We start from the raw sequence: 25,374 nt of genomic DNA, 5'->3' as shown, positions 1-25,374 counted from the left end.
GAGAGGAAACGCCGCCATGCCCACCACCACACACCTGACGTTGAACAACGGCGTCGAAATGCCCACCCTCGGGTTCGGTGTCTTCCAGACCCCGCCGGACGAGACCCGCTCCGCCGCCGAGGCCGCCCTCGCGGCCGGCTACCGGCACATCGACACCGCGGCCGCCTACGGCAACGAACGGCAGGTCGGCGAGGCCGTGGCCAAGTCGGGCGTCGACCGTGCCGACGTCTTCCTGGAAACCAAGATCTGGATTAGCGACTACGGCTACGAGCAGACTCTGCACGGCTTCGACAAGAGCGTCCGCAAGCTCGGCGTCGACCAGATCGACCTGCTCATCCTGCACCAGGCTCTGCCGTCTGAGTTCGGCAAAACCCTGGAGGCCTACCGCGCCCTGGAGACGCTGTTGACCGACGGCAAGGTCCGCGCCATCGGGGTCAGCAACTTCATGATCGACCACCTCACCGCCCTGCTCGACAAGGCGACGGTCGTGCCCGCGGTGAACCAGATCGAGGTGCACCCCTACTTCGCCCAGCGCGAGGTACAGGCATTCGGCGCCGAGCACGGCATTCTCACCCAGGCGTGGTCACCCATCGGCGGCATCACCTTCTACCGCGACGGCAGCCACGGCAGCACCCTGCAGGACCCGGTGATCGGCGAGATCGCCAAGGCGCACGCCAAGACCCCCGCGCAGGTAATGCTGCGCTGGCACCTGCAACAGGGCCGCTCGGCGATCCCGAAATCGACGCGCCCGGAGCGCATCGCGGAGAACCTCGACGTGTTCGACTTCGAGCTCACCAGCGAGCAGCTCGCCGCGATCGACGGACTGGATACCGGTCGACGCGGCGGCCCGGAGCCCGCCGACATCACGCTCGAGACCTTCGGCCGGCCGATCCCCGAAGCCTGATCCGTCCTACTCCGCTGTCCCGGCAATGCCGCGGGACAGCGGGCGTCGCCCGTCGGCCGGGCGCTGAAGGGCCGCTGCGACCAGGTCGTGCTGGCCACGAAGTTCGGCCTCGTCGCGCACGACGGCCGCGGCCCCTGGGCGGTACGAGCAGTTCGTCCACTGTAGATAGATGGAAGGCGGCGCCTGCGCGGATGCCGCGTCACGTGCGGGATGCCAGCGTGTTGGCGCAGCGCAGCACCCGCGGATCGAGCAATGCGGACGGTTGCGTCAGCGTGGCATCGGTGCGGACCAGGAACCTGTGGGAATGCCCCGCCGGCAGCGAGACGAGCATGTCGTCCACGACCGCGTCGGGCGCGACCTTGTCGGCTAGGACCGCTATGTCGCGCGCGAAAGACGTGGCCCGTACGTCGATGCGGTAGCCGCCGGCCACGGCCGCGATGTCCGCGGTGAGCGGCATCGGGTCGTAGGCGAGGTCGCGGTCCTCGGCGAACAGATGGTGCGTCCGGGCGCCGGCGGTGGCCGCGACCAACACCTCGCCGGCCACGTCGGCGGGTTTGAGTAGATCGTCTGGCAGGTAGACCTGGACGGTGGCCCGGGGGTGCACGGTGAGACGGATTTCGGCGGTGGCCAGCACATCGCCGGCGAAGGTCTGCCTCGTGACGAGTACCTCCGGTGTCCAGGGCTCGTCGTCGTCGTTCACCGCGATGAGCATGGGGATTCCGTGCCTGGGCTGCACCGACAGCAGCCGTGGAGCGAAGGCGTGCTTCACCGCGTAGTAGAGGGGTTTGAGCCGCTCATCGCTGTCCACCGCCGCCCAGGAGGTGACCGGCCAACAGTCGTTGAGCTGCCACATGAGGGCGCCGGCGGTCCGCGGCCACCACGAGCGGAAGTGCTCGATGCCGACCGCTACCGCGCGGGCCTGATTGAGTTGCGTCGCCCAGTGCCAATCCTCGAAATCGGCCGGAACGGGCAGGTGGGCGGCGAGTCCGCGGTGCAGCTTACCGTTGCCGTCCTCGGCCTTCTGATGCGCGAGGAAGGCCGGCGACGTTGGCGTCATCGGTTCGTCATGGATCCACCGGGTGAGGGTGGCCCAGGTGGGCGGCCCCTGGAAGCCGAACTCGGCGCAGAACCGCGGCACGACGTCGCGGTAGTGGCTGTAGTCGACGGCATTCCAGACGTCCCACTCGTGGCGGGTGCCGTGGTCGGCGTCGTTCGGCGGCAGCTGGCCCGGGCTGTACGGGCTGCCCGGCGCGTACGGACGGGTGGGGTCCAGCTCCGCGACGATCCTGGGCAGCAGCTCGGTGTAGTAGCCGAGCCCCCAGGTGCGCCCCCGCAACCCGTCCTGCCAACCCCAGTCCGCGTGCGCCGGCAGGTTCTCGTTGTTGCCGTTCCACAGCACGAGCGAAGGGTGGGCCACGAGCCGGACGACGTTCTGGCGGGCCTCGGCTTCGACCTCGCCGCGCAGCGGCTCCTCCTCGGCGTAGAAGGCGCACGCGAACGGGAAGTCCTGCCACACCAGCACGCCGCGCTCGTCGCAGATGTCGTAGAAGTCGTCGGTCTCGTAGATGCCGCCGCCCCAGACCCGCAGCATGTTCATGTTCGCCCCGACGGCCTGGTCGACGCGCCGGGCGATCCGCTCGCGGGTGATCCGGGTGAGGAAGTGGTCGTCCGGAATCCAGTTGGCGCCTTTGGCGAAGATGCGCTTGCCGTTGACGACGAAGGTGAACGCCGTGCCGAACTCGTCCGGGCCGGTGTCCACGGTCACCGTGCGAAAGCCGATGCGGCGCCGCGCGGCATCCACCGGTTCGCCGCCGTCCAGCAGCGTGACAGTCAGGTCGTACAGTGGCTGGTCGCCATACCCGACCGGCCACCACAGTCGCGCGTTCGGCACGAGGATGGTCACCGTCGCGGTGTCACCGGACACCAACACGTGCTCCTCGTGATCGTCCACCGAGGCCACCACGGTGTACGCACGCTCCTGGGCCCGGTCCAGCTCCAGGTGGACCTCGACCCTGCCGGTGCCATCGGCGTCGACGGTGACCAGGGGACGCACCTGGACCAGGCGGGCAGTGTCCCAGCGCTCCAGCCGGACCGGTTTCCAGATGCCCGCGGTCTGCAGGTCTGGGCCCCAATCCCAACCGAACGAGCAGGCCATCTTGCGGATGGCGTTGTACGGATGCGGGTAGGCACGTTGGCGCCAGCCGAGCCGAGCCTCCATCTGTTCCGCGTAGGTGAGCGCGGACCTCAGCATCACCACCAGCTCGTTGACGCCGTCTCGCAGCGACTCGCCCGCGTCGAACCGGTACCCGCGGTGCATGTTGGCGGTATCGCCGAGCACCTTGCCGTTCAGCACGACGGTGGCGACGGTGTCGATGCCGTCGAAGGCCAACTCGACGCGCTCGCCGGGTCGAGGCGCCGCCGCGTGGAACACCGTCGAGTAGTGCCAGTCGACACGGTGGGCCCACGCCAGTTCTTCCTCGTTGCGGTCCAGGTAGGGATCCGCGATGACGCCCGCGGCCATCAGGTCGAGGTGGGTGCTGCCCGGCACCTGGGCGGGCAGCCGGCGGTCCACCAGGAAGTCCGGCACCTGGCCACCGGCGGCTCGCAGGTACCAACCATGCAAGGTCGTCCGAAACATCGACCCTCCCCGATTATAAGTTGGGCCAGATCTTTACGCATGTCGCCTAAGTAAGTCAAGCAACCTGCCAAGCTGCGGCTCTCCCGTGCGGCGGCGTCCGAGCGGGCACATCTTCCCGGTGTGGGCAGGAGTGTTGACGGACTTTGTATGTCAACTTAATAATGTGCGGGATCGACGCGGTCCCATGTCGCAGCACACCCGAGTTGAGCAGTATCGAGGGAGGATTCGCGATGGCGTTTAAGGCAGAACGCACAAATGCCCGCGTCGTAGCCGGGCTTGCCGTCGTGGCGGTGGTCGCCGCCGGGTGCGGGTCATCCGGCACGTCGTCCGACCAGAGCCCCACCCTGGTCGCGTACACCGGCCAGTCGACCGACTACCAGATCAACTTCAACCCGTTCGCGCCGACGAACATCGGCGGCACGGGCACCATCTTCCAGACGCTGTTCTTCTACAACATCGTCCGCGACGACGAGCCGGCGCCGCGCCTGGGCCAGCAATTCTCCTGGAACGCCGACGGCACGCAGCTCTCGATCACGCTGCGGGACGGCGTGAGCTGGTCCGACGGCGAGAAGTTCACCGCCGAGGACGTCGTGTTCACCCTTGACATGATCACAAAAAACAAGGGGATGAACAGCGGCAACTACAGTGGCCGCGCCACGGCCACCGACGACACGCACGTGAGCATCGCGTTCGACCAACCGTCCTTCGTGGACGGCCCGACTGTGCTGGGCAAGACGTACATCGTGCCCAAGCACAAGTGGGCGGACCTCGCCGATCCGGCGGTCGCCGTCCTGAAGGATCCGGTGGGCACCGGCCCTTACCTGCTCGAGGAGTTCAAGCCGCAGGCGTACACACTCAAGGCCAACCCGAGCTACTGGGGCGGCGAGCCCGCCGTCAAGAAGATCCGGTACCTGGCGCTGTCGGGCAACCAGGCCGGAGCCACCGCGCTCAAGTCCGGCCAGATCGACTGGCAGACGGGCCCGGTGCCGGACGTGAAGGACGTCGAGAAGAACTACCCCGGCTACCGGTCGGTCGTCACACCGGTCAACCAGATCGTGCTGGACACGTGCAGCAACGCCGCGCTGGGCTGCTCCGGGCCGCAGACCGATCCGGCAGTCCGCCAGGCGATCTACTACGCCCTCGACCGGACCCAGCTGAACGCGCTCGCCTTCGAGAACACCGCCAGCGAGGTTTCGCCGAGCTTCATGCTGCCGGAACGGGACCAGCAGCTCATCTCCGGCAGGCTGCAGAACCGCGTCGCGCCGATGCAGCCGGACCTGGCCAAGGCTCAGCAGCTCCTGGACGGCGCCGGCTACGTCAAGGGCTCCGACGGCATCTACACCAAGGGCGGCAAGCCGTTGTCGCTGACGGTGAAGACGGTCGCCGGATGGACCGACTACATCACCGCGGTCAACACGATGACCCAGCAGCTGAAGCAGGTGGGCATCAAGCTGGCTCCACAGCAGCTGTCGTGGAACGAATTCGTCGACGCCAAGGACCGCGGCGAGTACCAGCTGATCATCGACTCGCTCTACCAGGGCCCCGCACCCGACCCCTACTACCTCTACAGCTACTTCTTCAGCACCGCACAGACCGCGAAGGTCGGGGCCAAGCCGGGCGCGAACATCAGCCGCTTCTCCGACCCGCAGGTCGATCGGGCGCTGGACGCCCTCAAGCACGTCAACCCCAACGATACGGCCGCGCGGCAGCCGCACCTGGAGACGATCCAATCCCGCATCGAGCAGGCCATGCCGTACATCCCGGTCGTCACCCAAGGCACGATCAGCGTGTACCACTCGGCGAAGTTCACCGGCTGGCCGACCGAAGACGACCTCTACGCCTTCCCGGCGGTCTGGGCACATCCCGACCAGGCGGAGGTCTACCTGCGGCTCAAGCCCGCCGGAAAGTGAGCCGCACCAATGCGGTACTACCTGCGCAAGTTGGCGTTCTACCTGGTCGCCCTCTGGGCGGCGGTGACGCTGAACTTTTTCATCCCACGGATGATGCCCGGCGACCCGGTGGACATCCTCATGGCGAAGCTGCAACAGCGCGGTGGCAGCGTGGACCCGGCCGCTCGCAGGGCCTACGAGTTACTGCTCGGCACCGACTCGGACGAGCCCTTGATCAGGCAGTACGTCTCCTACCTGGGCAACATGGTGCGCGGTGACTTCGGCATCTCGGTGAGCGACTTCCCGACACCGGTCTCGACGGTCATCGCCACCTCGCTGCCGTGGACGGTCGCGCTGGTCGGTATCGCGACCGTGCTGGCCGTCCTGGTCGGCGTCGTGCTGGGCGTGTTCGTGGGGTGGCGGCGCGGGACGTGGCTGGACGCGCTCGTGCCCGCCACCACCGTGCTGTCCGCGGTGCCCTACTTCTGGCTGGCGCTCATCCTGGTCGCCGTCCTCGGGTCCGCACTGGGCTGGTTCCCGCTTATCGGCGGGTACGACGTCGTCCTCACGCCCGGATGGAACGCGCAGTTCATCGGTTCCGCCCTCTACCACGGCGTGCTGCCCGCCCTGACGATCGTGATCTCCTCGGTCGGCGGCTGGCTGCTGGGCACGCGAAACATGATGGTCTCCACGATGGCCGAGGACTTCGTGCTCACCGCCGAGGCCAAGGGCCTGCGCCAGCGTCGCATCATGGTGTGGTACGCGGCCCGTAACGCGGTGCTGCCGTCGGTCGCCGGGTTCGCGATCTCCCTCGGTTTCATCGTGGCCGGCTCGATCGTCACCGAGCAGGTCTTCGCCTACCCCGGCATCGGATCGAAGCTCCTGCAGGCCGTGCAGAACAACGACTACGCGCTCATGCAGGCGATCTTCCTGGTCATCACGGTCGCTGTGCTGGCCGCGAACCTGGTGGTGGACCTGCTGTACGGCGTCATCGACCCGCGTACCCGCACGAGCGGATGATGGCGAACCGACCGCGCGCCGGCTGGCGCAACCTGCTGCCCCGCTGGTCACCCAAACTCGCCGCCGGATCCGGCTTGATCATCGCGATCACCCTGTTCGGGCTCGTCGGCCCCTTGCTGCTGGGCGACCCGGACCGGATCGACAACGTCGGCCTGACCGCGCCGGGCGCGGGGCACCTGCTCGGCACCACCCAGCTCGGTCAGGACGTGTTCGCCCAGACCGCCCAGGCGACCCGGGGATCGCTCTACATCGGCGTCCTGGTCGGCGTCATGGCCACCTTGCTGTCCGCGCTGTTCGGCATCGTCGGCGCCTACATCGGTGGCCTGGTGGACGAGGCGTTCTCGCTGTTGTCCAACGTGATGCTGGTGATCCCCGGCCTCCCGCTCGTGATCGTGATTTCCGCGTTCGTACCGCCGGAGCGGCGCGGTTCCTGGACCATCGCCGTGGTGCTGGCGATCACCAGTTGGGCCGCGTCGGCGCGGGTGCTGCGCGCGCAGACCCTGTCCCTGCGCAACCGGGACTACGTGCTGGCCGCCCGCGTCGCCGGGGAGAGACCGTGGCGGGTCGTCGCCGTCGAGGTCCTGCCGAACCTGATGCCGCTGCTGGCCTCCCAGTTCGTCTTCGCGGTGATCGCCGCGATACTCAGCGAGGCCGGTCTGTCGTTTCTCGGGCTGGGCGCCTCGTCCTCCTCGACCCTGGGCACGATGCTCTACTACGCCCAGAACGGCTTCGCCCTCCAGCGCGGCGCCTGGTGGTGGTTCGTACCACCCGGACTGATCATCGCCCTGTTCGGCTGCGGTCTCGCGCTCGTCAACTTCAGCATCGACGAGATCATCAACCCGAAGCTACGGCACCTCACCCGGCGCGGGCGGGTCTCGCGCGCGTCGGCACCCGAGCCGGACGCCGACGCCGGCGCGGTGCTCACCCTGACCGGCCTGTCCGTGACCTACCAGGGCGAGCGCCCGGTGCACGCCGTACGCGATGTGTCGCTCACCCTGCGACGGGGCGAGATCCTCGGCCTGGCCGGCGAATCCGGCTGCGGCAAGACCACCCTGGCGTACGCCGTCAACCGCCTGCACCGACCACCCGCGGAGGTCACCTCGGGCTCCGTGACGTTCCACGACAAGGTGCGCGGGGACCTCGACGTGCTCGCCCTGACCCCGGCCAGTTGCGGGCATTCCGGTGGTCGAAGCTGTCCATGGTGTTCCAGGGGGCGATGAACGCCCTCAACCCGGTGCTCACCATCCGGGCGCAACTGGCAGACGTGCTGAGCACCCACCACCCGGCGATGTCCCGCTCGGCGCGCCGGGCCCGCTGCGCCGAGGTGCTCACGCTGGTCGGGGTGGACCCTCGGCGGCTGCGCTCGTACCCGCACGAACTGTCCGGCGGTATGCGGCAACGCGTCATGATCGCGATGGCGCTGCTGCTGGATCCGGACATCGTGGTCCTGGACGAGCCGACAACGGCGCTGGACGTGGTCGTCCAGCGCGGCATCCTGCGGGAGATCCTTCGGCTGCGCACAGAGCTCGGCTTCGCGGTCCTGTTCATCACTCACGACCTCCCGCTACTGCTGGAGGTCAGCGACCGCATCGCCATCATGCTGGATGGCGAGATCGTCGAGCACGCGCCGGCTGAGGAAGTCCGGGACCGCGCCCGCCACCCGTACACGCGGCGACTGCTCGATTCCTTCCCCAGCCTCACCGGCGAACGCGGGGCCTTTGTGCGATCTGGAGAGGCGCCATGACCACACTGGAGGTACACGACCTGGTCAAGGACTTCCGGATCCGTGGTGGCCTGCGCCCCACCCGGCTGCGGGCGGTGGACCACGTCTCGTTCGCCCTCACCCCCGGCCGCACGCTCGCGCTGGTCGGCGAGTCAGGCTCGGGCAAGTCCACGATCGCCCGCATCATCGCGCGGCTGGACAAGCCCTCCGCCGGCCGCGTCAGCCTCCGGGGACCTGACGGCACGCCGGTGCCCGATCGCGCCTACCGCGACCACGTGCAGATGGTCTTCCAGGACCCCTTCGCCTCCCTGAACCCGTTTCACAGCATCGAGCACCACCTGGCGCGTCCCCTGAGACTGCACGGTCGCACCCGCACCCGTGAGGAAACCTGGCAGGAGGTGGCGCGGTTGCTCGAGCGGGTCAGCCTGCCAGCCCGGGACATCGCCCACCGCCGGCCACACGAGCTGTCCGGCGGCCAACGCCAGCGGGTCGCCATCGCCCGTGCGCTGGCACCGGGGCCGACGGTCATCGTGGCCGACGAACCGGTGTCCATGTTGGACGTCTCGATCCGGCTCGGCGTGCTCGGCCTGCTGGCGCGCCTACAACGCGAGGAGGACCTGGCGCTGCTCTACATCACCCACGACCTGGCCACCGCGCGGCACTTCGCCGACGACATCCTCGTTCTCTACGGCGGCAGGGTCGTCGAGCGGGGTCCCGCCGGCGACGTCATCGTCAACCCGCAACACCCCTACACCCAGCTGCTGGCCGCGGCGTCGCCCGACCCCTACGCCAGGGACGGTCGTTCGAGATCAGCCCGGCTGACGTGATCGAGGCGGGCAGCGCGGCGCCGTACCAGCATGCGCGGCGACCGTGACGGTGCGATGTGCCGCCCGCTTCACTCGGCGGGCTGGGCGGCCGCCTGCGACGCCGTAGCGGCGTCAGAGCGCGCGCCGTCCTCCGGGCGGGCATGGGCGCCGAGGGTGAGTTCGCTCTGCAGGACGAGGACGGCTCCGCCGATCGCGGCCGCGTCCGATCCGCTGACCGACGGCACCACCCGCACCGGATGCGCACGCCGGGCGAACGTGCGACGGTCCACCTCCTGCTGGACCAGGGACTGGTAGATCGCACCTGCCACGGCGAAGCTCGGCCCGGCCAACACGATCACGTCGAGATCGAAAAGGCAGGCCATGGTGACGGCGGCGCAACCCAGATACCGGGCCGACCGTTCGATCAAGGCCCGGGCCGAGGGCTCGCCGGCGTTCGCGGCGGCCCCGATCCGCGCGAACTCGGCCAGGAAGTCCCCTTCCGCCGGATCGAGTCCCAACCGCTGAGCCAGCCCGGGCTCCGCCAGCGCCTGCCGGACCACTGCGGACGGGCCGGCATAGTTCTCCAGGCAGCCACGGTTGCCGCACGGGCAGTCGTCGCCGTTGACATCGATGGAGATGTGGCCGATCTCCACGCTGTTCGAGGAGCTGCCGCGGTACACCTCGCCCGCGACCACGACCCCGCCGCCGATACCGGTGGCCATGTAGATACAGCCGTAGGTGCTACGGGGATCCACCGCACCCATCCAGTACTCGCCGATCGCGGCCGCCGCGGCGTCGTTGTCGAGCAGGACCGGTAACCCGAGGCTCTCCGCGAGCCGCCGCGCGACCGGGTAGCCGAACCACTCCTGGGTGGGTTGCGGGGTCAACAACGTCCCCGCGCGCCGGTCCTGCGGGCCGTAACCGACCAGGCCGACTCCCAACACCTTGTCGCGGTCGACGCCAGCCGTAGCGAGCAACGCATCCACTTGCGCGGCCACGAGCGGCAGCGCACGGTCCGGCGGCATCGACGCCGCACCGCGGAACGAGGTCCTGGCCACCTGCCGCCCCGCCAGATCGACGATGACGATGACACACATGTTGCGTTCGAGCTGCACCCCGACGCTGTACCGGGCGTGCGGGTTGAGCTGCACCAGCACGGGCGGCTTACCGCCGGTCGAGACACCCCGACCGGCCTCGACGACCAGACCGTCCGCGATGAGCTCCCGCACGACCTCCGAAATGGTCGGTGCCGTCAGACCGGTCGCGGCCGCGAGCTCGACCCGGCTGATGGCCCGAGCCGCCCTGATGTGATCGAGCACCATGCCGCGCGTCTTCGGTCGGCTCGCCCAGACTGGGCTGCTCGCCATGTTCACCCCCCTCGGTCACCGCTTTACGAAACTACCTTACTTAGACCGGATCTCGGTCGTTGGACCGGTCACGCGCAACCCCTCGACGCGGCACTTCCATCGTCCAGCCTCGCGCGTACCCGCTGCGTAGAAGGCATGCCATTGACTTTCGTAAGTTGTCTAACTAAGAATATCGGGCAGCGCTCCCATCGATCACCTCACGACACTGGAGGAGATCACATGAAACATCGATCTGTCCTGCTGGCTGGCGGCGTCGCCGCCGTCCTGGCACTGGGCGGCATGGCCACCGTTACGCTACCCGCCTCGGCGGCCAGCACCGGCTGCTCCGTCACGTACACCGTGCAGAGCCAGTGGCCCAGCGGGTTCACCGCCAACGTGGCCGTCACCAACCTGGGCTCGGCCGTGACGAGTTGGACGTTGACGTTCGACTTCCCCAACGCCAGCCAGAAGGTCACGCAGGGGTGGAGCGCGACCTGGACGCAGTCCGCCGCCCGCGTTTCGGCGGCCAGCATGAGCTGGAACGGATCGCTGGGCACCGGCGCGTCGACGTCAATAGGCTTCGTCGGCGCCTGGAGCGGCGCCAACCCGGTGCCGGCGTCGTTCGCGCTCAACGGCACGACGTGCACCGGCTCGGTCACCACGCCGACGGCCAGCCCCACCACCGCCAGCCCTTCACCCACCATCGTCCCACCCACCACCGCCCCACCCACCGGTCCGGCCCCCAAGCTGCGCGTCTCCGGCAACAAGATCGTCACCGCGGGCGGGCAGCAGTACCGGCTACTGGGCGTCGACCGATCCAGCGGCGAGTACGCCTGCGTGCAAGGCAAGGGCCAATGGGACAGCGGCCCGATCGACCAGGCGTCGGTCAACGCGATGAAAACCTGGAACATCCACGCGGTGCGGATCCCGCTGAACGAGGAATGCTGGCTGGGCGTCAACGGCTCGCCCGGCGGCGCCACCTACCAGCAGGGTGTCAAGGACTACGTGAACCTGCTGGTCGCCAACGGCATCAACCCGATCCTCGACCTGCATTGGACCTGGGGCGCCTACACCAACAGCCCCGACTGGCACTGCAAGGACGAGCACGCCACCTGCCAGAAGCCGATGCCCGACGCCCGGTACGCCCCGCAGTTCTGGACCGGCGTGGCCAACGCGTTCAAGGGCAACGACGCAGTCGTCTTCGACCTGTTCAACGAGCCCTACCCGGACATGCCCGCCGAATGGAACAAGACGCTGGGCTGGCAGTGCCTGCGCGACGGCGGCACCTGCACCGGCATCCCGTACGAGGTCGCCGGCATGCAGGACCTGGTCGACGCGGTTCGGGCCACCGGCGCCACCAACGTGCTCATGGTCGGCGGTCTGGAATGGACCAACGACATGCGCGAATGGTTGGCGTACAAGCCGAACGACCCGCTGAACAACATCGCCGCGTCGTGGCACGCGTACAGCTTCAACGCCTGCGCCAACGCGACCTGCTGGGACAGCCAGATCGCGCCCCTGGCACAGCAGGTGCCGGTGGTGATCGGCGAGTTCGGCCAGGACAACTGCGGCTTCGACTACATGCGGGGCCTGGTCGACTGGGCGGACGCACACGACCTGGGATACCTGGCCTGGACGTGGAACCCGTGGGGCTGCACGACCGGCGGGGTCCTCATCCGCGACTGGGCCGGCACGCCGGAGACCGGCATCGGCGAGGGCTACAAGGCACACCTGCTCACCCAGAACCCGTACGTCTAGCAAGTCCACGGTGGTGACCTCGGCCGGCCCCCCAGGCCGGCCGAGTCCCACCGCCGCGCCGCGTGCACACTCCTCGAAGGGGCGTTGGACGGATCACGGCGGCGAGCACCCCGGGAATGACGAACTAGCCGATGGTCCAGCGGACGACCACCGCGGCGAACAACCCAGCGCGAGCAGCGCCCGAAAACGGCACCAGCTCCTCGCACTACCGACCCGCCCATGAAAATCGTCAGGCGGAGTTTTCCTGCGCCGGTGACGCCGCGCCGGGCGTGAGACCACGCTGGTGGGCGACGATGCCGGGCAACTGGTGATAGATCGTTTCGATGAGGTCACAGATTCGGTCGGCGATTGGCCGGCCCAGATCGGTGAGGTCATAGTCCACGCGTGGCGGGATCGTCGCCTGGGGAGTCCGACGAACGAGGCCATCGGCCTCCAGCCGCTGCAGGGTCTGCGACAGCATCCGGTCGGATACCCCGACGACGGCACGGCGCACCTGCGCGAACCGCAAAGGCCCATCGACAAGGGCGGCGAGCGTCAGCGCACCCCACCGGCCAGTGGCGTGCTCCAACACCTCCCGAGACGTGCAGTCGGGGTCGAACACGCTCATCCCCGCTACGCGTTCCGTCCCTCGACTCATGACGCCATGTTAGAGGCCTCAGGTTGCTTACGAATAGGAAGTACTATAAATTCGTAAGCAAGTTGACCAGGCATGCGAATGGAGACCGCTGCGATGAAGCTCCTCCTCCTCGGCGCCACCGGCGCCACCGGCCGCCTGTTCCTAGAACGGGCCACCGCTGCCGGCCACGATGTGACGGCCTACGTGCGTGACCCGGCCAAGCTGCCCCCTCGAGCGCGGCTGACCACAGTCGGCGGCGACGTCCGCGACGCCGACACGCTGGCCGAGGCGATGCGGGGTATGGACGCCCTCGTCAGCACCTTGGGCATCGGCAAGGCCAGGGAGCCTGGCAACCTCATCGCCGACAGCACACGCGCGATCGTCCACGCCACTGAACGCAATAGCACCAAACGTCTGGTGATCATGTCCGCGTTCGGCGTCGGAGCCTCTCTTGCCAAGGCGAACGCGCTGATGCGTTTCCTCTATGCCGGCGGTAAGGCGACCTTCGCCGACAAAGCCGTCGGGGAACAGATCCTCACCGGCTCCGGCCTCGACTGGACCCTCGCTTACCCGGTCCTGCTGACGAACAAGCCGGCTTCGGGCCGGGTACGCGCCACCGACCTGGCCGACCTCGACCGGCTGCCCGGCCTGCCCCGGATCTCTCGCGCCGACGTCGCCGGGTTTCTGCTCACCGCCGCCGTTGAAGGCACCTGGTCCAGGCGCACCGTCGTCCTCACCACCGGCCGCTGACCACCCAGCCAAGAACACAAGGGCGGCGACCGGCTGCTGCCGGGCGGGGCGAAGCCGAGGGTCCCTCGCTGTCGAGGTGTGCCGACGGCTGTCAGGGTCGTCAATTGAGGGAAGCGGAAGTAGAGGGGAAGCGGAAGCCGGGACTGCGGAGGCTGGTCGCCGTTTACCCAAGGAGGGCCTGCGTCGAACGGACGTGTGTCGTGGCGTGTGCCTTGAGACACATCGAGGTGGAGACGCCGACCTGGTCTCAGGCGAGGGCGAAGTAGCGTAACCACACGTACGGCGTGGTAACTGCGATCGATACGATTGTGACGATCAGGCCGTATTTGGTGAAATGCCAGAAGGTGATGGGTTTGCCGGCGCGTTCGGCGATGCCGAGCACGACGACGTTGGCGGAGGCGCCGACGGCGGTGGCGTTGCCGCCCAGGTCCGCCCCGAGCGCGAGAGCCCACCACAACACCTGCGACTGACTGGTGTTGCCGTTGCTGTGGACCATGTCCGCCACCACGGGACTCATGGTTGCGACGTACGGGATGTTGTCGATGACGGCGGACAATGCCGCGGATCCCCACAGCAGCACTATGGAGGCGAAGAAGAGCCGGCCTTCGGTGGCGTCGCTGGCCGCGCGGGAGATTTCCCCGATGACCCCGGTGTGGACCAGGGCGCCGACCATGACGAACAGGCCGGCGAAGAACACCAGCGTCGGCCACTCGAGGTCCTTGGCGATCTCGCCCGCGTCCAGCCGGGACAGCGCCAGCAAGACCAGCCCGCCCACGATGGCCACGACCGACGGCTCCAGATGCAGCACGGTGTGCAGGACGAACGCGGCGGTCACCACGGCCAGCACCACCATGGTGACCACCAGCAGCCGGCTGTCTCGGATCGCGTCGCGTTCGCGCAGGGCGGCGATCTGCGTGGCCCGTTCCGGGTCGTACCGGAACGCGGACCGGAACAGAATGCGGCACAGGCCGATGAACACCACCATGAGCACCAGCACTATCGGGGCAAGGTGGATGAGGAAGTCGTTGTAGGACAGGCCACTGCGGCTGGCGATGATGATGTTCGGCGGATCGCCGACCAAGGTCGACGTTCCGCCGATGTTGGATGCGAAGACCTCCGCGATCAGGAACGGCGCGACCGGTACGTTGAGCCGCTCGCAGACCAGGAAGGTGACCGGGGCGATCAATAGCACCGTCGTCACGTTGTCGAGAAACGCGGACACGAACGCGGTGACGAGCACGAGCAGCACCATCACCCGGAACGGACGGCCTCTGGCGCGTTTGGTGGCCCAGATGGCCAGGTACTCGAACGCGCCGGTGCGCTTGAGGACGGCGACGATGAGCATCATCCCGATTAGCAGGACGATGACGTTCCAGTCGACGCCGGCCCTTTCGGAGAAGAACGCGTGTTCGGCGTCGGTGGCCCCGATGACTAGCATGATCGCGGCGCCGGCGAGGGCGGCGGCCACCCGGTGGATCTTCTCTGTGGCGATCAGCACGTATGCGGTGGCGAAGACCGCGATCGCGGCCCAGGCGGTGCCGCTCACGAACCGAGCATGGGAGTGAGCCACGCACGGGCGGCGGATGGCAGCGCCGAACGGCGCCGCCATCCCCGATTGGCACCACGTTCGATGATCATTGGCAGAACGGGCTGTGTCCCATGGCCGACTCGATGCCGCCGAGTACGTGGCGCAAGAAGTACCCGTCGCCGGTCATCGGGGTGTCGGTCCACGCCTCCACCGCGTGCCCGAGGGTGGTGACCCAGGAACGGCCACCGTCGTAGTACTGGCACCAGGACACCGGGTGGTTGCGGCCGTGGCCGGGGTGGCCACTGCCGCCGGTCGGCCCCTCGGGCAATGTGGACTCGTCGACCTTGGCGAGGATCCGGACCCGGCTGGGGAAGGGCACGAGGTTGTACCACTCGTCGGTGAAGTCCCAGCGGGCCGGAAGCCCAGCGGTCGAGACGTCGCGGCCGCCCATCGTCACGACAGTGCCGGGCTGGTTGCGTCCGTGGTCGTAGTAGTTGGCGCCGCCGAGCAGGCCCTCGTACCACTCCCAGTTGTACTCGGTGCCGAACGCGTTGTGGATGCCGACGAAACCGCCACCGCCGCGGATGTACTGGCGCAGTGCGGTCTGAGCCGGGTCGTCGAGGGTGTCGCGGGTGGTGCTCATGAAGATGACCGCGTTGTAGCGGAACAGCCGCGACGGGGAGGAGAGTTGGGTGACGTCCTCGGTCCAGTCGACGGCGAAGTTGTTTTCGGCGCCCAGCTTGACGAGCGCGTTCTGCGCGGCGTGGGCGGGGTGAGCGGAGGGTTGAGACCCGCGGGCAGGGCTGGGCCGAGGTGGGCGTGGCGGGGGCCGGCGGTACGGCTGTAGACCAGCACGCGGTGTCCGTCGGCGGCGGGGTCGAAGTTGCCCCAGTCGTGGTAGCAGTCCGGATCGGTGCCTCGACAGACACCGTAGTCCGGGTCGCCGAGGTTTTCGGCGCCGCTGTCCTTCGGGCGTTGTGCGGGCTTCTCCGCCGCGCTGGGGATGGACGTGGTCAGCAGCATGACCGTCGCGGCCAGGGCGGCCCCGAACGCGGTGCTGAGGATCGTGTTGCGTCTCAAGGGCATGGGTGCTCCTTGGTGTGGTGGTCAGCTCAGGTATCTGCTAGATATGTCGGCTGGATGGACGGTGGCATGGGGCCCTTGTTGCGGCGGCCTTGGCCCGTCTCCTCCCACGCGTGGGCGAGTATCCCGACGCTGCGGCTCAGGACGAACAGGCCGCGGGCCAACGGCGGTGCGAAGCCCAGCTCGCCGTAGACGACGGCGGTGCAACCGTCCACATTGATGGGTATCGGTCGCGTCCGCCCGTTGGCGAGCATCTCTTCGACGGCCTTCGCCGCGCGCAGGTAGACGCCCGCCACGACGCCGTCGCCGACGGCCTCTTGGACCCGGCCTAGCAGCGGCTCGCGGCGGGGATCCACGGTGTGGAAGCGGTGCCCGTAGCCGGGCAGGTAACGGGAATGCGTCCGCCATTGCTCGACGACGGATGATGCCGCCTTCTCGATTGGTTCTCCGGCCTCGGCGCGGCTCGCGACCTCGCCGAGCATGTGCAAACACTGTTCACCGGCGCCGCCGTGCACGTCGCCCAGGGTGTTCACGCCGGTGGCGATGGCGTTGTTCAGCCCGATCCCGCAGGTGGCCGCGATGCGGGCGACCGCGATCGACGGTGCGTGCGGGCCGTGGTCCACTGAGGACACGAGGGCGGCCTCGAGGAGCCGTTCCTGGCCGGGAGTGGGTAGCTGCCCGCGCAGCAGTAACCAGATCACACCGACGAAGCTGACGCTCCCGATGAGATCCTGGATGGGGCGGCCACGCAGCTCGATCAGGTCGGGCTCGACGCGGGAGATCCCGGTCGACCACCAGTCCGACACGTCGCCAACCGTCGGTGCGGCGCTGTCGTCGCTCACGGCCGTCCTCGCTTCGCTGCGGGCGGCCGCGAGGCTCCAAGCGTACTGAGCTTGATGGTTCGCTCGCTTCGCTCACTCACGGCGCGCTCACCTCGTCGGTGGTGACGGCCACGTCCGCGTCGTGGATGTCGAACTCGATGTTGTGCTCGCCCAGCAACGGCGGCGGTGAGCCCGGTCGCAGTGGGGCGCCATTGACGTGTACGCCGTTCCCGTTGACCCGCAGCCGCCGTCCGGGATCGCCGGGAAACGGAAGGTCCGTGAAGAAGCCGCGTTGCCGCAGCTGCTCCAGCTCGACGGTCTGTGGAACGCTGAGGATCCGTGCTGCCGGTACACCAGCTCCGGAGAGCAGCCGCTCCCATTCCAGCGCCGGGCGGCGTCGTAGGGCCGAGTTGATCTCTCGATTCAGTGCTGTCCGGTTGACCTTTCGCGCCTCGCGGTCGGCGAAGCGTTCGTCGGTGGTGAGGTCGTCCCGGCCGATGAGCCGGCACAGCACCTCGAACTGTTGTTGCCTGTTGGCCGCGATGTTGAGCGGCCCGTCGGCCGCGTCGAAGGTTCCCGACGGCGCGGCTGTGGCGTTCTGGTCCCCCATCGGCTCGGGTGGGATGCCGCTGACGAGATAGTTCGACGCCGCCCACCCCATGGCGGACAGGGATGCCTCCAACATGGACACGTCCAGGTGGACGCCGGTGCCGGTGCGCGATCGGCCGGTGAGGGCGGCACAGATGGACATAGCGGCGACCAGTCCGCCTACCGAGTCGCAGACCGGGAAGCCGACCCGGAGGGGAGCGGTCTCCGGCGTTCCGGTGATGCTCATCATCCCGGACAATCCTTGGATGATTTGGTCGTACGCCGGTGCCTGGCTCATCGGCCCGGCCTGGCCGAAGCCGGAGATGGCGCAGTAGATCAGGCGCGGGTTGATGTGGTGCAGCACGTCCCAGCCATAGCCCGTGCGCGCCAGGACGCCCGCGCGGAAGTTTTCCAGCAGGACATCCGCGTCGGCTAGCAGCCCCTCGAAGGCGGCCCGGTCCCGGGGGTCCTTGAGGTCCAGCTCGACCGACTTCTTCCCGGCGTTTTGGGCGAGGAAGGACGCGCCGACGCCGGCCTGGTTGAGCGCCGGCTCGGGACCGAGCCGGCGGGCGAGGTCGCCGTGACCCGGTTTCTCGATCTTGATGACCTCGGCGCCGAGGAGCATCAGCTGGTAGCTGCAGTACGGTCCCGCCAGCACGTTGGTCAGGTCCAGGACTCGTACGCCGTGCAACGGTCGGTCGTCCATGTGTCGCCCCTCGGTCGTTGATGGCGCGGCTTCATGTCGCCGTTACAGGTTCGGAACCAGCTATTGCCAGGTGACCTCGCCGCCCGTACGTTACACCTAGTCCGTACAACGGTCCAGGAGTACCGCTGAGCGGTTCAGTCGAAGGAGCGGTGATGCTCGACAACCTCACCCGGAGCGCGCCGCCGACCGAGGTCGTCGAGGTCGGCTGCCTGGTCGCCGGCGACTGGCTGGACGGCGGGACGCGGCTCGACCGGTTCGGTCCCTGGGTGCGCCGGGTCGTCAGTACCGCCCGGCAGGCGGACGACGGCGACGTGCGGGCGGCTCTGACGTACGCGCGGCGTGGTGCCAAGGTGGTCGCCCGGTTGTCGCCGGCGGCGCGCGCCGGCGTGCTCGAGCGGGCGGCGGCGGCCGCCGCCGAGCGGCGCGAGGGACTGGCCCGCCTGCTGGCGCTGGAGCTCGGCAAGCCGCTCAAGGACGGGCGGGGCGAGATCGACCGGGTGGCCGACACGTTCGCCGTCTGCGCCGCCGAGGCCCGACGGATAGGTGGCGAGGTGCTGCCGGTCGCCGGCTGGGCCCGTGGTGTCGGCACAACCGCGTTCACGCATCGCGCCCCTGTCGGTGTGGCACTGGCGATCACGCCGTTCAACGCCCCGGCGAACCTGCTCGCGCACAAGCTGGCGGCCGCGTTCGCCGCCGGCAACACGGCGATCGTCAAGCCGCCGCCCCAGGCACCGGCGGCGTCCGCCGCGGTCGTGGCGCTGCTCCTTGAGGCGGGGATGCCGCCGGAGGCGGTCCAGGTGCTGCACGGCGACGGGCGCCTGGGCACGGCACTGTGCGCCGCGCCCGAGGTCGGCGTCATCAGCTTCACCGGAAGCGTGGCAACGGGAGCGGCGGTGGCCCGGGCGGCCGGCGCCAAACGCCTCGTCATGGAGCTCGGCGGCAACGCCGCAACGATCGTGTGCGAGGACGCGGACGTGGGCGCCGCCGCGCGGATCTGCGCCAGCACCGGCTACAGCAACTCCGGCCAGAGCTGCATATCGGTGCAGCGGGTCTACGTCCACCGCGACCGCTACGAGGAGTTCCTGGAGGGCTTCACCCGGCAGGTGGAGAAGTTGACCGTCGGCGATCCGCTCGATCCGGCCACCGACGTCGGGGCGATGGTCGACGACGACGCGGCCGAACGCGTCGTCGCGTGGGTCGGCGAGGCGGCCGCCGCCGGAGCGACGGTCAGGACCGGCGGCCGCCGCGACGGTGCCACCGTCCTCCCCACGATCGTGGCGTCCCCACCAAGCGACGCACGGTTGATCCAGGACGAGTTGTTCGGCGCGGCAGTCAGCGTCCTGCCCTTCGACGACTTCGACGACGTTGTGGCCACCTGCAACGACAGCCGCTACGGCCTGCAGGCGGGCCTGTTCACCAACGACGTCCGCCGGATCGTGACGGCCTGGCGCGAACTGGAGGTCGGCGGCCTGGTGGTCAACGGTTCGTCGAACTTCCGGCTCGATCACGTCCCGTTCGGCGGCGTCAAGGACTCGGGATTCGGGCGCGAGTCACCCCGCTGGATGATCGACGACTACACGGTCGTCAAGACGCTCATGCTGCGCGGCATGTCCCTGTTCGGCGATCAGGAAGGTACCCGATGAGCCTCGACGAGCTTGTCGACACCGGCAGCCACAGCGACACGGTCACGGCGGCGGTGGCCATGGTCGCCCAGCTCGAGTCGTACGGCGTCGAATACGTCTTCGGCACCTGCGGCCACACCAACATCGCGCTGTTGGACGCGATGGGCCGCAGCACGATCCGCTTCGTCATCGCCCGCCACGAGCAGGCCGCCGCGCACGCCGCTGACGGCTACGCCCGGGCGACCGGCCGACCGGGTGTCGTGCTGCTGCACGTCGGTCCGGGGATGACCAACGCCGTCACCGGCGTCCTCACGGCCGCCCTCGACTCCGTGCCGCTGGTGGCGATCACGGGCGACATCCCGTCGTACTACCGGGGCCGGCACCCGCACCAGGAGGTGAACCTGCACGCCGACGGTGACCAGGCGGCGATCTACCGGCCGTTCGTGAAGCGGGCCTGGCAGGTGCACCGGGCCGCCGACCTGGCCCGATTCACCGAGCGCGCGTTCTGGACCGCGACCTCCGGCCGCCCCGGCGCCGTTCTGTTGAGCGTGCCGATGGACCACTTCTCGCGTCCAGTACCGCGGGACGCCGCCGCGGGCTTCCCGCTCGCGGCCCCGGAGCGCCCCGGCCTGCCCCGCGAGGTCGCCGGACGCATCGCCGACCTGCTCGTCGCGGCAGAGCGACCGCTGGTCTACCTCGGCGGCGGCCTGCGCCGCGGCCCCGGCCTCGACGCCCTGCGCTCGCTGCTGGAGCACCTCGACATCCCGGTCGCGCACTCGCTGATGGCCAAGGGAACGCTGCCAGACAGCCATCCGCTCCTGCTCGGCATGCCGGGCTTCTGGGGCCTGGAGCTGACCAACCGGTACACCCGCGAGGCAGATGTCGTGCTGGCGCTGGCCACCCGCTTCGCCGAGACCGACGCCAGCTCCTGGGACCGCCGTTACACGTGGCAGTTCCCGCCCGGGCGGCTCATCCAGGTCGACATCGACCCGGCGGAGATCGGACGCAACTTCCCGGTCACCATCGGCGCCGTCGCCGACGTGGCCGACGCCGTTCGCGCGATCGACGCGGCTGTCCACGAAAGGCAGGCCACGCCTCGGCGGCGGCCTGGGCTGCGCGAGACCATCACCGCGACCCGACGCACCCTCTTCACCGAGAGCCGGGAACGCGGCACCAGCGCGCAGTTTCCGTTGCGGCCCGAACGGATCCTGACCGACCTGCGGGCCATCCTCCCGCCCGACGCGATCCTCGTCACCGACGTGGGGTGGAACAAGAACGGCGTGGCCCAGTGCTACGAACTGCCCGAAGAGGGCCGCTTCATCACCCCCGGCGGCGCCTCGACGATGGGCTTCGGCCCCGCGGCGGCGGTCGGCGTCCAGATCGCGCAACCCGACCGCACCGTCGTCGCCCTGATCGGCGACGGCGGGATGGGGGCGCAGTTGCCGGCGGTACCGATGGCCGTCGAGCAAGGCGCGCCGGTGATCTTCGTCGTCATGAACAACCGATCCCACGGCACCATCTCCGACCTGCAGGCGGCGAACTTCGGGCGCAGCTACGGCTGCGACTTCCTCGGGCCGGACGGCTTGCCGTACAGCCCGGACTTCGCCGCCTTCGGCCGAGCCTGCGGCGCGCACGGCTACACAGTGGACAGCGCCGACGCGCTCGGCGAGGCGCTGCGCGCCGCCATCGCGTCCCGCCGGCCGGCGGTACTCGACGTACCCATGGTCAACGAACCCGTCCCGACACCCGGTCACTGGAACATCAAGGACATCTACCAGGGCGTCTTCGACTGACCGGTAGCGCTTTCACACCAACGTATCGAGGTGACCCCGATGGCACACATCGACCGAAGAAACGTGCTCAAAGGCGCCGCGGTGGCGGCCGTCGCCGCGGCCGCCGGCCCCGCCGTCGCCGCGGCACCCGCCGGCGCGGGTGGGCAAGGGACAGGCCGGCAACCCGTTCCCGGCGCCGCCGATCTCAGCCGCTTCGACACCCCCGGCGACAAGGACTTCCCCAAGGTCGGCGGCAACCTGGGCAACCAGAACTACACCTCGCTGCGGCGCATCCATCCCGGTAACGTGCGCCGGCTGCGGGGCGCGTGGGTCAACCGCATCGAGGGCGGGATCACCGAAGGCAACAACGAGAGCACCGCGGTCGTGGTCGACGGGACGATCTACATCGAGTCCGCGCTCGGCAACGTCGTCGCCGTCGACGGCGTCACCGGCCAGACGAAATGGCGTTACGAGCAGACGCGCGGCACGCTGGTCCGCCGGGGTGTGGCGGTCGGTGACGGCAAGGTGTTCACCAAGTCGAACGAGAACTACGTCATCGCATTGGACCAGGGAACCGGCCAGGTCGTGTGGGAGCGTCAGGTCAACGGATTCGGCAACATCGAGAAGGTGGCCGTCGTGTACTGCGACGGCATGCTGTTCTGCGGCACCAACGACGGTCCGCGCGGTGCCGCCGTGGCGCTCGACGCCCGCAGCGGCGACCTGCTGTGGCACTTCTGGGGCACGCCCGGGCCGGGCGAGCTCGGCAACGACACCTGGGAGGGCGACTCCTGGATGGACGGCGGCGCGACGCCGTGGATCCACCCGGCCGTCGACCCCGAGCTGGGGCTGACGTACTGGACGTTCGGCAACGCCCGCGGCAACAACTCCTCGCAGGACGGCTCGGCCCGCGGCGGGCAGAACCTGTTCGCCAACTCGCTCGTGGCGCTGGACATGCACACCGGCGCCTACCGCTGGCACTTCCAGTCGGTACACCACGACATCTGGGACATGGACAATGTGATGGCGCCGGTGCTCGCCGACGTCCGGATCCGGGGCCGTCGGCGCAAGGTGGTCGTGTACGGCAGCAAGTCCGGTATGTACTTCATCCTCGACCGGGTCGACGGCACCGCTCCGCTGGGAATCGTCGAGCGACCGGTGCCGCAGGAGCCGCGGCAGAAGACCTGGCCGACTCAGCCGTTTCCGGTGCAGGGCGGCTGGACCGAGCAGCGCGTCGTGGACCAGCCGCTGGGAACCGCCGTCCCGGGTGACCCGAACCGGGCCGTGCCCAACTACATGCAGGGCGCCCTGTACGACCCGCACTGGGACGTGCCGATCTTGTCCATCCCCGGCCACGGCGGCGGTGCGGACTGGTCACACATGTCCTTCAGCCACCGCACCGGGCTGGTCTACACCGGTTACGGGTACGTCGCGGCCGCGCACTCGCTCACCGAGAGCAGCAACGGCCTGCGGGCACCGGGGGAGTACCAGACCGGCGGCATCGTCGCCGTCGACGTGAGCACCAACCGCGTGACGTGGAAGCGGCGCATGCCCTACTCGCTGGCCCACGGCAACGGCATCCTCACCACCGCCAGCGACCTGATGTTCATCGGCCAGCCGGACGGCAACCTGATCGCCATGGACGCCCGAACAAGCCGGGAACTGTGGCGCTTCCAGACCGGAGCGGCGATCAGCTCCAGCCCCATCATGTACCGCGCCGGCGGCAAGGAGTACCTGGCCGTGTACGCCGGCGGGACCAGCATCCCGTACGGCAATTCCGCCCCGCGCGGCGACTTCCTCTGGGCCTTCGAGATCGACGGGGACGTCGGGCCGGCACCCACCCCGCCGCCCCCGGTGATCCGCCGGCCGGTCTCCGGCGGTCCGGTCGAAGGCGCCGCGGTGGCCAACACGGTTGTCATCGGCCGGACGTACAACGCCGCGACCGGGCAGATCGGCGCGAGCGAGTCGTTCGCCGTCGCCGGTATGGCGCCCACGCACCTGCGGGTGCCGTCCGGCACCACCGTGACGTTCACCAACCATCCCGGCAACGCCGGCGAGCGTGGCGTGACCCAGTTCTTCGAGGGCCTTTTCAAGGTTCGCCTCGATCCCGGTGAGTCATTCCAGTACACGTTCAGCCGCGCCGGCGAGTACTTCTTCAACGATCCGGCAAGCCCGCGGTCGACCGGCAAGATCGAGGTCTACTAGGAGGCCGTTCGTGGCACGCCGCCTGTTCATCCTCAACGGACCCAACCTCAACATGCTCGGCCGCCGCGAGCCACACCTGTACGGCACGGCGACGCTCGCCGAGATCGAGAAGCGGTGCGCGACCCTTGCCGCCGACCTCGGCTTCGACCTGTTCTTCGGGCAGTCCAACTCCGAAGGCCAGATCCTCGACTGGCTGCACCAAGCGTACAACGAAGGGGCCTGCGTCATCATCAACCCCGCCGGGTTGTCAACCCGGTCGGTGGCCCTGCTCGACGCGCTGCGGATGCTCGACCAGCCGATCGTGGAGGTTCATCTCACCAACGTCTTCAGCCGGGAGGCGACCTACCACCACGAGCTGTTGACCGCCCGCGCCGCCGGCGGGTTCCTCGCCGGCTTCGGCCCCGCGGTGTACGAGTTGGGCATGCTCGCTCTCCAGGGCATGACGGGTGGCGAGCCGGCGTGCGGGTAGGAATCATCGGCTGCGGCAAGATCGCGAGAAGTCACGTGGCCGCGCTCCGCGGTGTCGCGGGCGTCCAGGTGGTCGCGGTGGTCGACGTCGACATCGGCCGCGCCCACAGTTTCACCGCCGCGCACGGCATCCCGCAGGCATATCAGGACGTCGATGAAATGCTCGGGTCCGGCCTGGACGCTGTAACCGTCTGCACGCCGCACAGCGCGCACGAGGCCGGCGTGCTGGCAGCGGCGCGGCACCGCACGCATGTGCTGTGCGAGAAACCGGTCGCCCTTACTGTCGCACAGGCCCAACGAATGATCGCCGCGACCGCCGCGGCCGGCGTCCGGTTCGGCGTGCTGTTCCAGCGCCGCTTCTGGCCCGCGGCGATACGCATCCGCCGCGCGATCGAAGATGGGCGGCTGGGCACACCGATCTGCGGCGGCGTCGTCGCTCGGTTCAACCGCGACGCGGACTACTACGCGGAGCCGTGGCGCGGGCGGGCGGCCACGGAGGGCGGCGGAGTTCTCATGACCCAGGCGATCCACCACGTCGATCTGCTGCAATGGTTCATGGGTCCGGTCCGCCGGGTCACCGGCCGGTGCGCCACCCTCGTCCACAAGGGACTTATCGAGGTGGAGGACACCGCGGCGGCGGTCGTCGAGTTCGCCTCCGGTGGCATCGCCACCATCCAGGCCGGCACGACGTTCCGGCCCGGGCTCGGCGCCCAGGTCTGGGTAAGTGACGCACAGGGGCGTACGGCGAGCGTGATGGAATTTCCGGAAGGCGTCGGCTTCACCGACATCTCGACCGTTCCCGGGCAGGAGGTATCGCAGACAGGCCGCGTGCGTGCGGGCGCGCCCGACCTGCCGCTGGCGGAGATCCACGATCAGCTCGTGCCCTACCACGCCCAACAGATCGAAGACTTCGTCGGCGCCATCAGGCACGACCGCGAGCCGGAGGTAACCGGGCTCGACGCGGTCAAGTCGCTCGAGATCATCGAGGCGATCTACGCGTCGTCAGGTACCGGCGCGGCCGTGGAGTTCACTCACGCTGTGCCGCCACGTGAGCGGGTGCGGCGGCGCCTGTAGGCAGCGCCTTCCCGGCGGCGGCGATGTCCGCGTTGGCCAAGGTTCGCGACGCCACCGGGA

General features: G+C 69.0%; 21 protein-coding genes. 13 read left to right on the top strand and 8 right to left on the bottom strand.

What is annotated here, in order from left to right; translation table 11 throughout:
• Positions 1-16: 16 nt before the first annotated feature.
• On the top strand, positions 17-904 hold the full coding sequence (locus Prum_RS05515; RefSeq protein WP_173074519.1) for an aldo/keto reductase: 888 nt from the start codon (positions 17-19) through the stop codon (positions 902-904).
• 199 nt (positions 905-1,103) lie between these two features.
• Here the strand turns inward: Prum_RS05515 and Prum_RS05510 are convergent, their stop codons facing one another.
• Positions 1,104-3,542: a glycoside hydrolase family 2 protein gene (locus Prum_RS05510; protein ID WP_173074517.1), complete on the bottom strand. Its 2,439-nt coding sequence runs from the start codon at positions 3,540-3,542 to the stop codon at positions 1,104-1,106.
• Between the two features lie 230 nt (positions 3,543-3,772).
• Between Prum_RS05510 and Prum_RS05505 the strand changes: the two genes are divergently transcribed.
• Genes Prum_RS05505 through Prum_RS05485 form a run of 5 tightly spaced genes read left to right on the top strand, consistent with a single transcriptional unit; the run spans position 3,773 to position 9,001 of the window.
• The gene (locus Prum_RS05505) at positions 3,773-5,452 is read left to right on the top strand and encodes an ABC transporter substrate-binding protein (RefSeq protein ID WP_173074515.1); all 1,680 of its coding nucleotides are present in this window, start codon (positions 3,773-3,775) and stop codon (positions 5,450-5,452) included.
• Between the two features lie 9 nt (positions 5,453-5,461).
• Positions 5,462-6,451 (top strand): ABC transporter permease, encoded by a 990-nt coding sequence (locus Prum_RS05500; protein WP_173074513.1) that lies wholly within the window; start codon positions 5,462-5,464, stop codon positions 6,449-6,451.
• Positions 6,451-7,671 (top strand): ABC transporter permease subunit, encoded by a 1,221-nt coding sequence (locus Prum_RS53565; RefSeq protein WP_281368842.1) that lies wholly within the window; start codon positions 6,451-6,453, stop codon positions 7,669-7,671. Before Prum_RS05500 ends, Prum_RS53565 begins: the two co-directional genes overlap by 1 nt.
• Positions 7,650-8,195 carry an ATP-binding cassette domain-containing protein gene (locus tag Prum_RS05490; protein WP_173074509.1) on the top strand — a complete coding sequence of 182 codons (546 nt, stop codon included), beginning with the start codon at positions 7,650-7,652 and terminating at the stop codon, positions 8,193-8,195. The genes Prum_RS53565 and Prum_RS05490 overlap by 22 nt, the downstream gene beginning before the upstream one ends.
• Positions 8,192-9,001: an ABC transporter ATP-binding protein gene (locus tag Prum_RS05485; RefSeq protein ID WP_173074507.1), complete on the top strand. Its 810-nt coding sequence runs from the start codon at positions 8,192-8,194 to the stop codon at positions 8,999-9,001. The genes Prum_RS05490 and Prum_RS05485 overlap by 4 nt, the downstream gene beginning before the upstream one ends.
• A 68-nt stretch (positions 9,002-9,069) precedes the next feature.
• Here the strand turns inward: Prum_RS05485 and Prum_RS05480 are convergent, their stop codons facing one another.
• Positions 9,070-10,347: an ROK family transcriptional regulator gene (locus tag Prum_RS05480; RefSeq protein ID WP_173074505.1), complete on the bottom strand. Its 1,278-nt coding sequence runs from the start codon at positions 10,345-10,347 to the stop codon at positions 9,070-9,072.
• A gap of 219 nt (positions 10,348-10,566) precedes the next feature.
• Here Prum_RS05480 and Prum_RS05475 point away from each other — a divergent pair, with 219 nt between their 5' ends.
• On the top strand, positions 10,567-12,084 hold the full coding sequence (locus Prum_RS05475) for a cellulase family glycosylhydrolase (RefSeq protein WP_173074503.1): 1,518 nt from the start codon (positions 10,567-10,569) through the stop codon (positions 12,082-12,084).
• 229 nt (positions 12,085-12,313) lie between these two features.
• Here the strand turns inward: Prum_RS05475 and Prum_RS05470 are convergent, their stop codons facing one another.
• On the bottom strand, positions 12,314-12,691 hold the full coding sequence (locus tag Prum_RS05470) for a winged helix-turn-helix transcriptional regulator (protein WP_246277669.1): 378 nt from the start codon (positions 12,689-12,691) through the stop codon (positions 12,314-12,316).
• Between the two features lie 102 nt (positions 12,692-12,793).
• Here Prum_RS05470 and Prum_RS05465 point away from each other — a divergent pair, with 102 nt between their 5' ends.
• On the top strand, positions 12,794-13,450 hold the full coding sequence (locus Prum_RS05465; RefSeq protein WP_173074499.1) for an NAD(P)-dependent oxidoreductase: 657 nt from the start codon (positions 12,794-12,796) through the stop codon (positions 13,448-13,450).
• A gap of 247 nt (positions 13,451-13,697) precedes the next feature.
• Here the strand turns inward: Prum_RS05465 and Prum_RS05460 are convergent, their stop codons facing one another.
• From Prum_RS05460 to Prum_RS05445, 5 genes are all read right to left on the bottom strand, one after another.
• The gene (locus tag Prum_RS05460; RefSeq protein ID WP_173074497.1) at positions 13,698-14,996 is read right to left on the bottom strand and encodes an ArsB/NhaD family transporter; all 1,299 of its coding nucleotides are present in this window, start codon (positions 14,994-14,996) and stop codon (positions 13,698-13,700) included.
• A gap of 88 nt (positions 14,997-15,084) precedes the next feature.
• Positions 15,085-15,717 (bottom strand): ThuA domain-containing protein, encoded by a 633-nt coding sequence (locus Prum_RS50970; protein ID WP_246278528.1) that lies wholly within the window; start codon positions 15,715-15,717, stop codon positions 15,085-15,087.
• On the bottom strand, positions 15,618-16,064 hold the full coding sequence (locus Prum_RS50965) for a hypothetical protein (RefSeq protein ID WP_246277668.1): 447 nt from the start codon (positions 16,062-16,064) through the stop codon (positions 15,618-15,620). Before Prum_RS50965 ends, Prum_RS50970 begins: the two co-directional genes overlap by 100 nt.
• Positions 16,065-16,090: 26 nt before the next feature.
• Entirely contained in the window at positions 16,091-16,903 is an 813-nt protein-coding gene (locus Prum_RS05450; RefSeq protein WP_173074495.1) for a citryl-CoA lyase, read from the bottom strand.
• Positions 16,904-16,979: 76 nt separating this feature from the next.
• Positions 16,980-18,176, bottom strand: a complete 1,197-nt coding sequence (locus tag Prum_RS05445) for a CaiB/BaiF CoA transferase family protein (protein WP_173074493.1) — start codon at positions 18,174-18,176, stop codon at positions 16,980-16,982.
• Positions 18,177-18,328: 152 nt separating this feature from the next.
• Here Prum_RS05445 and Prum_RS05440 point away from each other — a divergent pair, with 152 nt between their 5' ends.
• Genes Prum_RS05440 through Prum_RS05420 form a run of 5 tightly spaced genes read left to right on the top strand, consistent with a single transcriptional unit; the run spans position 18,329 to position 25,314 of the window.
• A complete protein-coding gene (locus tag Prum_RS05440; RefSeq protein WP_173074492.1) occupies positions 18,329-19,819 on the top strand; it encodes an aldehyde dehydrogenase family protein in 1,491 nt (496 codons plus the stop codon).
• A complete protein-coding gene (locus Prum_RS05435; RefSeq protein ID WP_218577077.1) occupies positions 19,816-21,591 on the top strand; it encodes a thiamine pyrophosphate-binding protein in 1,776 nt (591 codons plus the stop codon). Before Prum_RS05440 ends, Prum_RS05435 begins: the two co-directional genes overlap by 4 nt.
• A gap of 39 nt (positions 21,592-21,630) precedes the next feature.
• A complete protein-coding gene (locus Prum_RS05430; RefSeq protein ID WP_218577076.1) occupies positions 21,631-23,772 on the top strand; it encodes an outer membrane protein assembly factor BamB family protein in 2,142 nt (713 codons plus the stop codon).
• A 10-nt stretch (positions 23,773-23,782) separates the two neighbouring features.
• Positions 23,783-24,241, top strand: a complete 459-nt coding sequence (locus tag Prum_RS05425; RefSeq protein ID WP_173074490.1) for a type II 3-dehydroquinate dehydratase — start codon at positions 23,783-23,785, stop codon at positions 24,239-24,241.
• Positions 24,232-25,314, top strand: a complete 1,083-nt coding sequence (locus tag Prum_RS05420; protein ID WP_173074488.1) for a Gfo/Idh/MocA family protein — start codon at positions 24,232-24,234, stop codon at positions 25,312-25,314. Before Prum_RS05425 ends, Prum_RS05420 begins: the two co-directional genes overlap by 10 nt.
• Positions 25,315-25,374 lie beyond the last annotated feature (60 nt).

Source organism: Phytohabitans rumicis (genome assembly GCF_011764445.1).
In the GTDB taxonomy this organism is placed as follows: domain Bacteria; phylum Actinomycetota; class Actinomycetes; order Mycobacteriales; family Micromonosporaceae; genus Phytohabitans; species Phytohabitans rumicis.
Note: the sequence above shows the minus strand (reverse complement) of the source record. Positions and strands in the feature narration are given on the sequence as shown.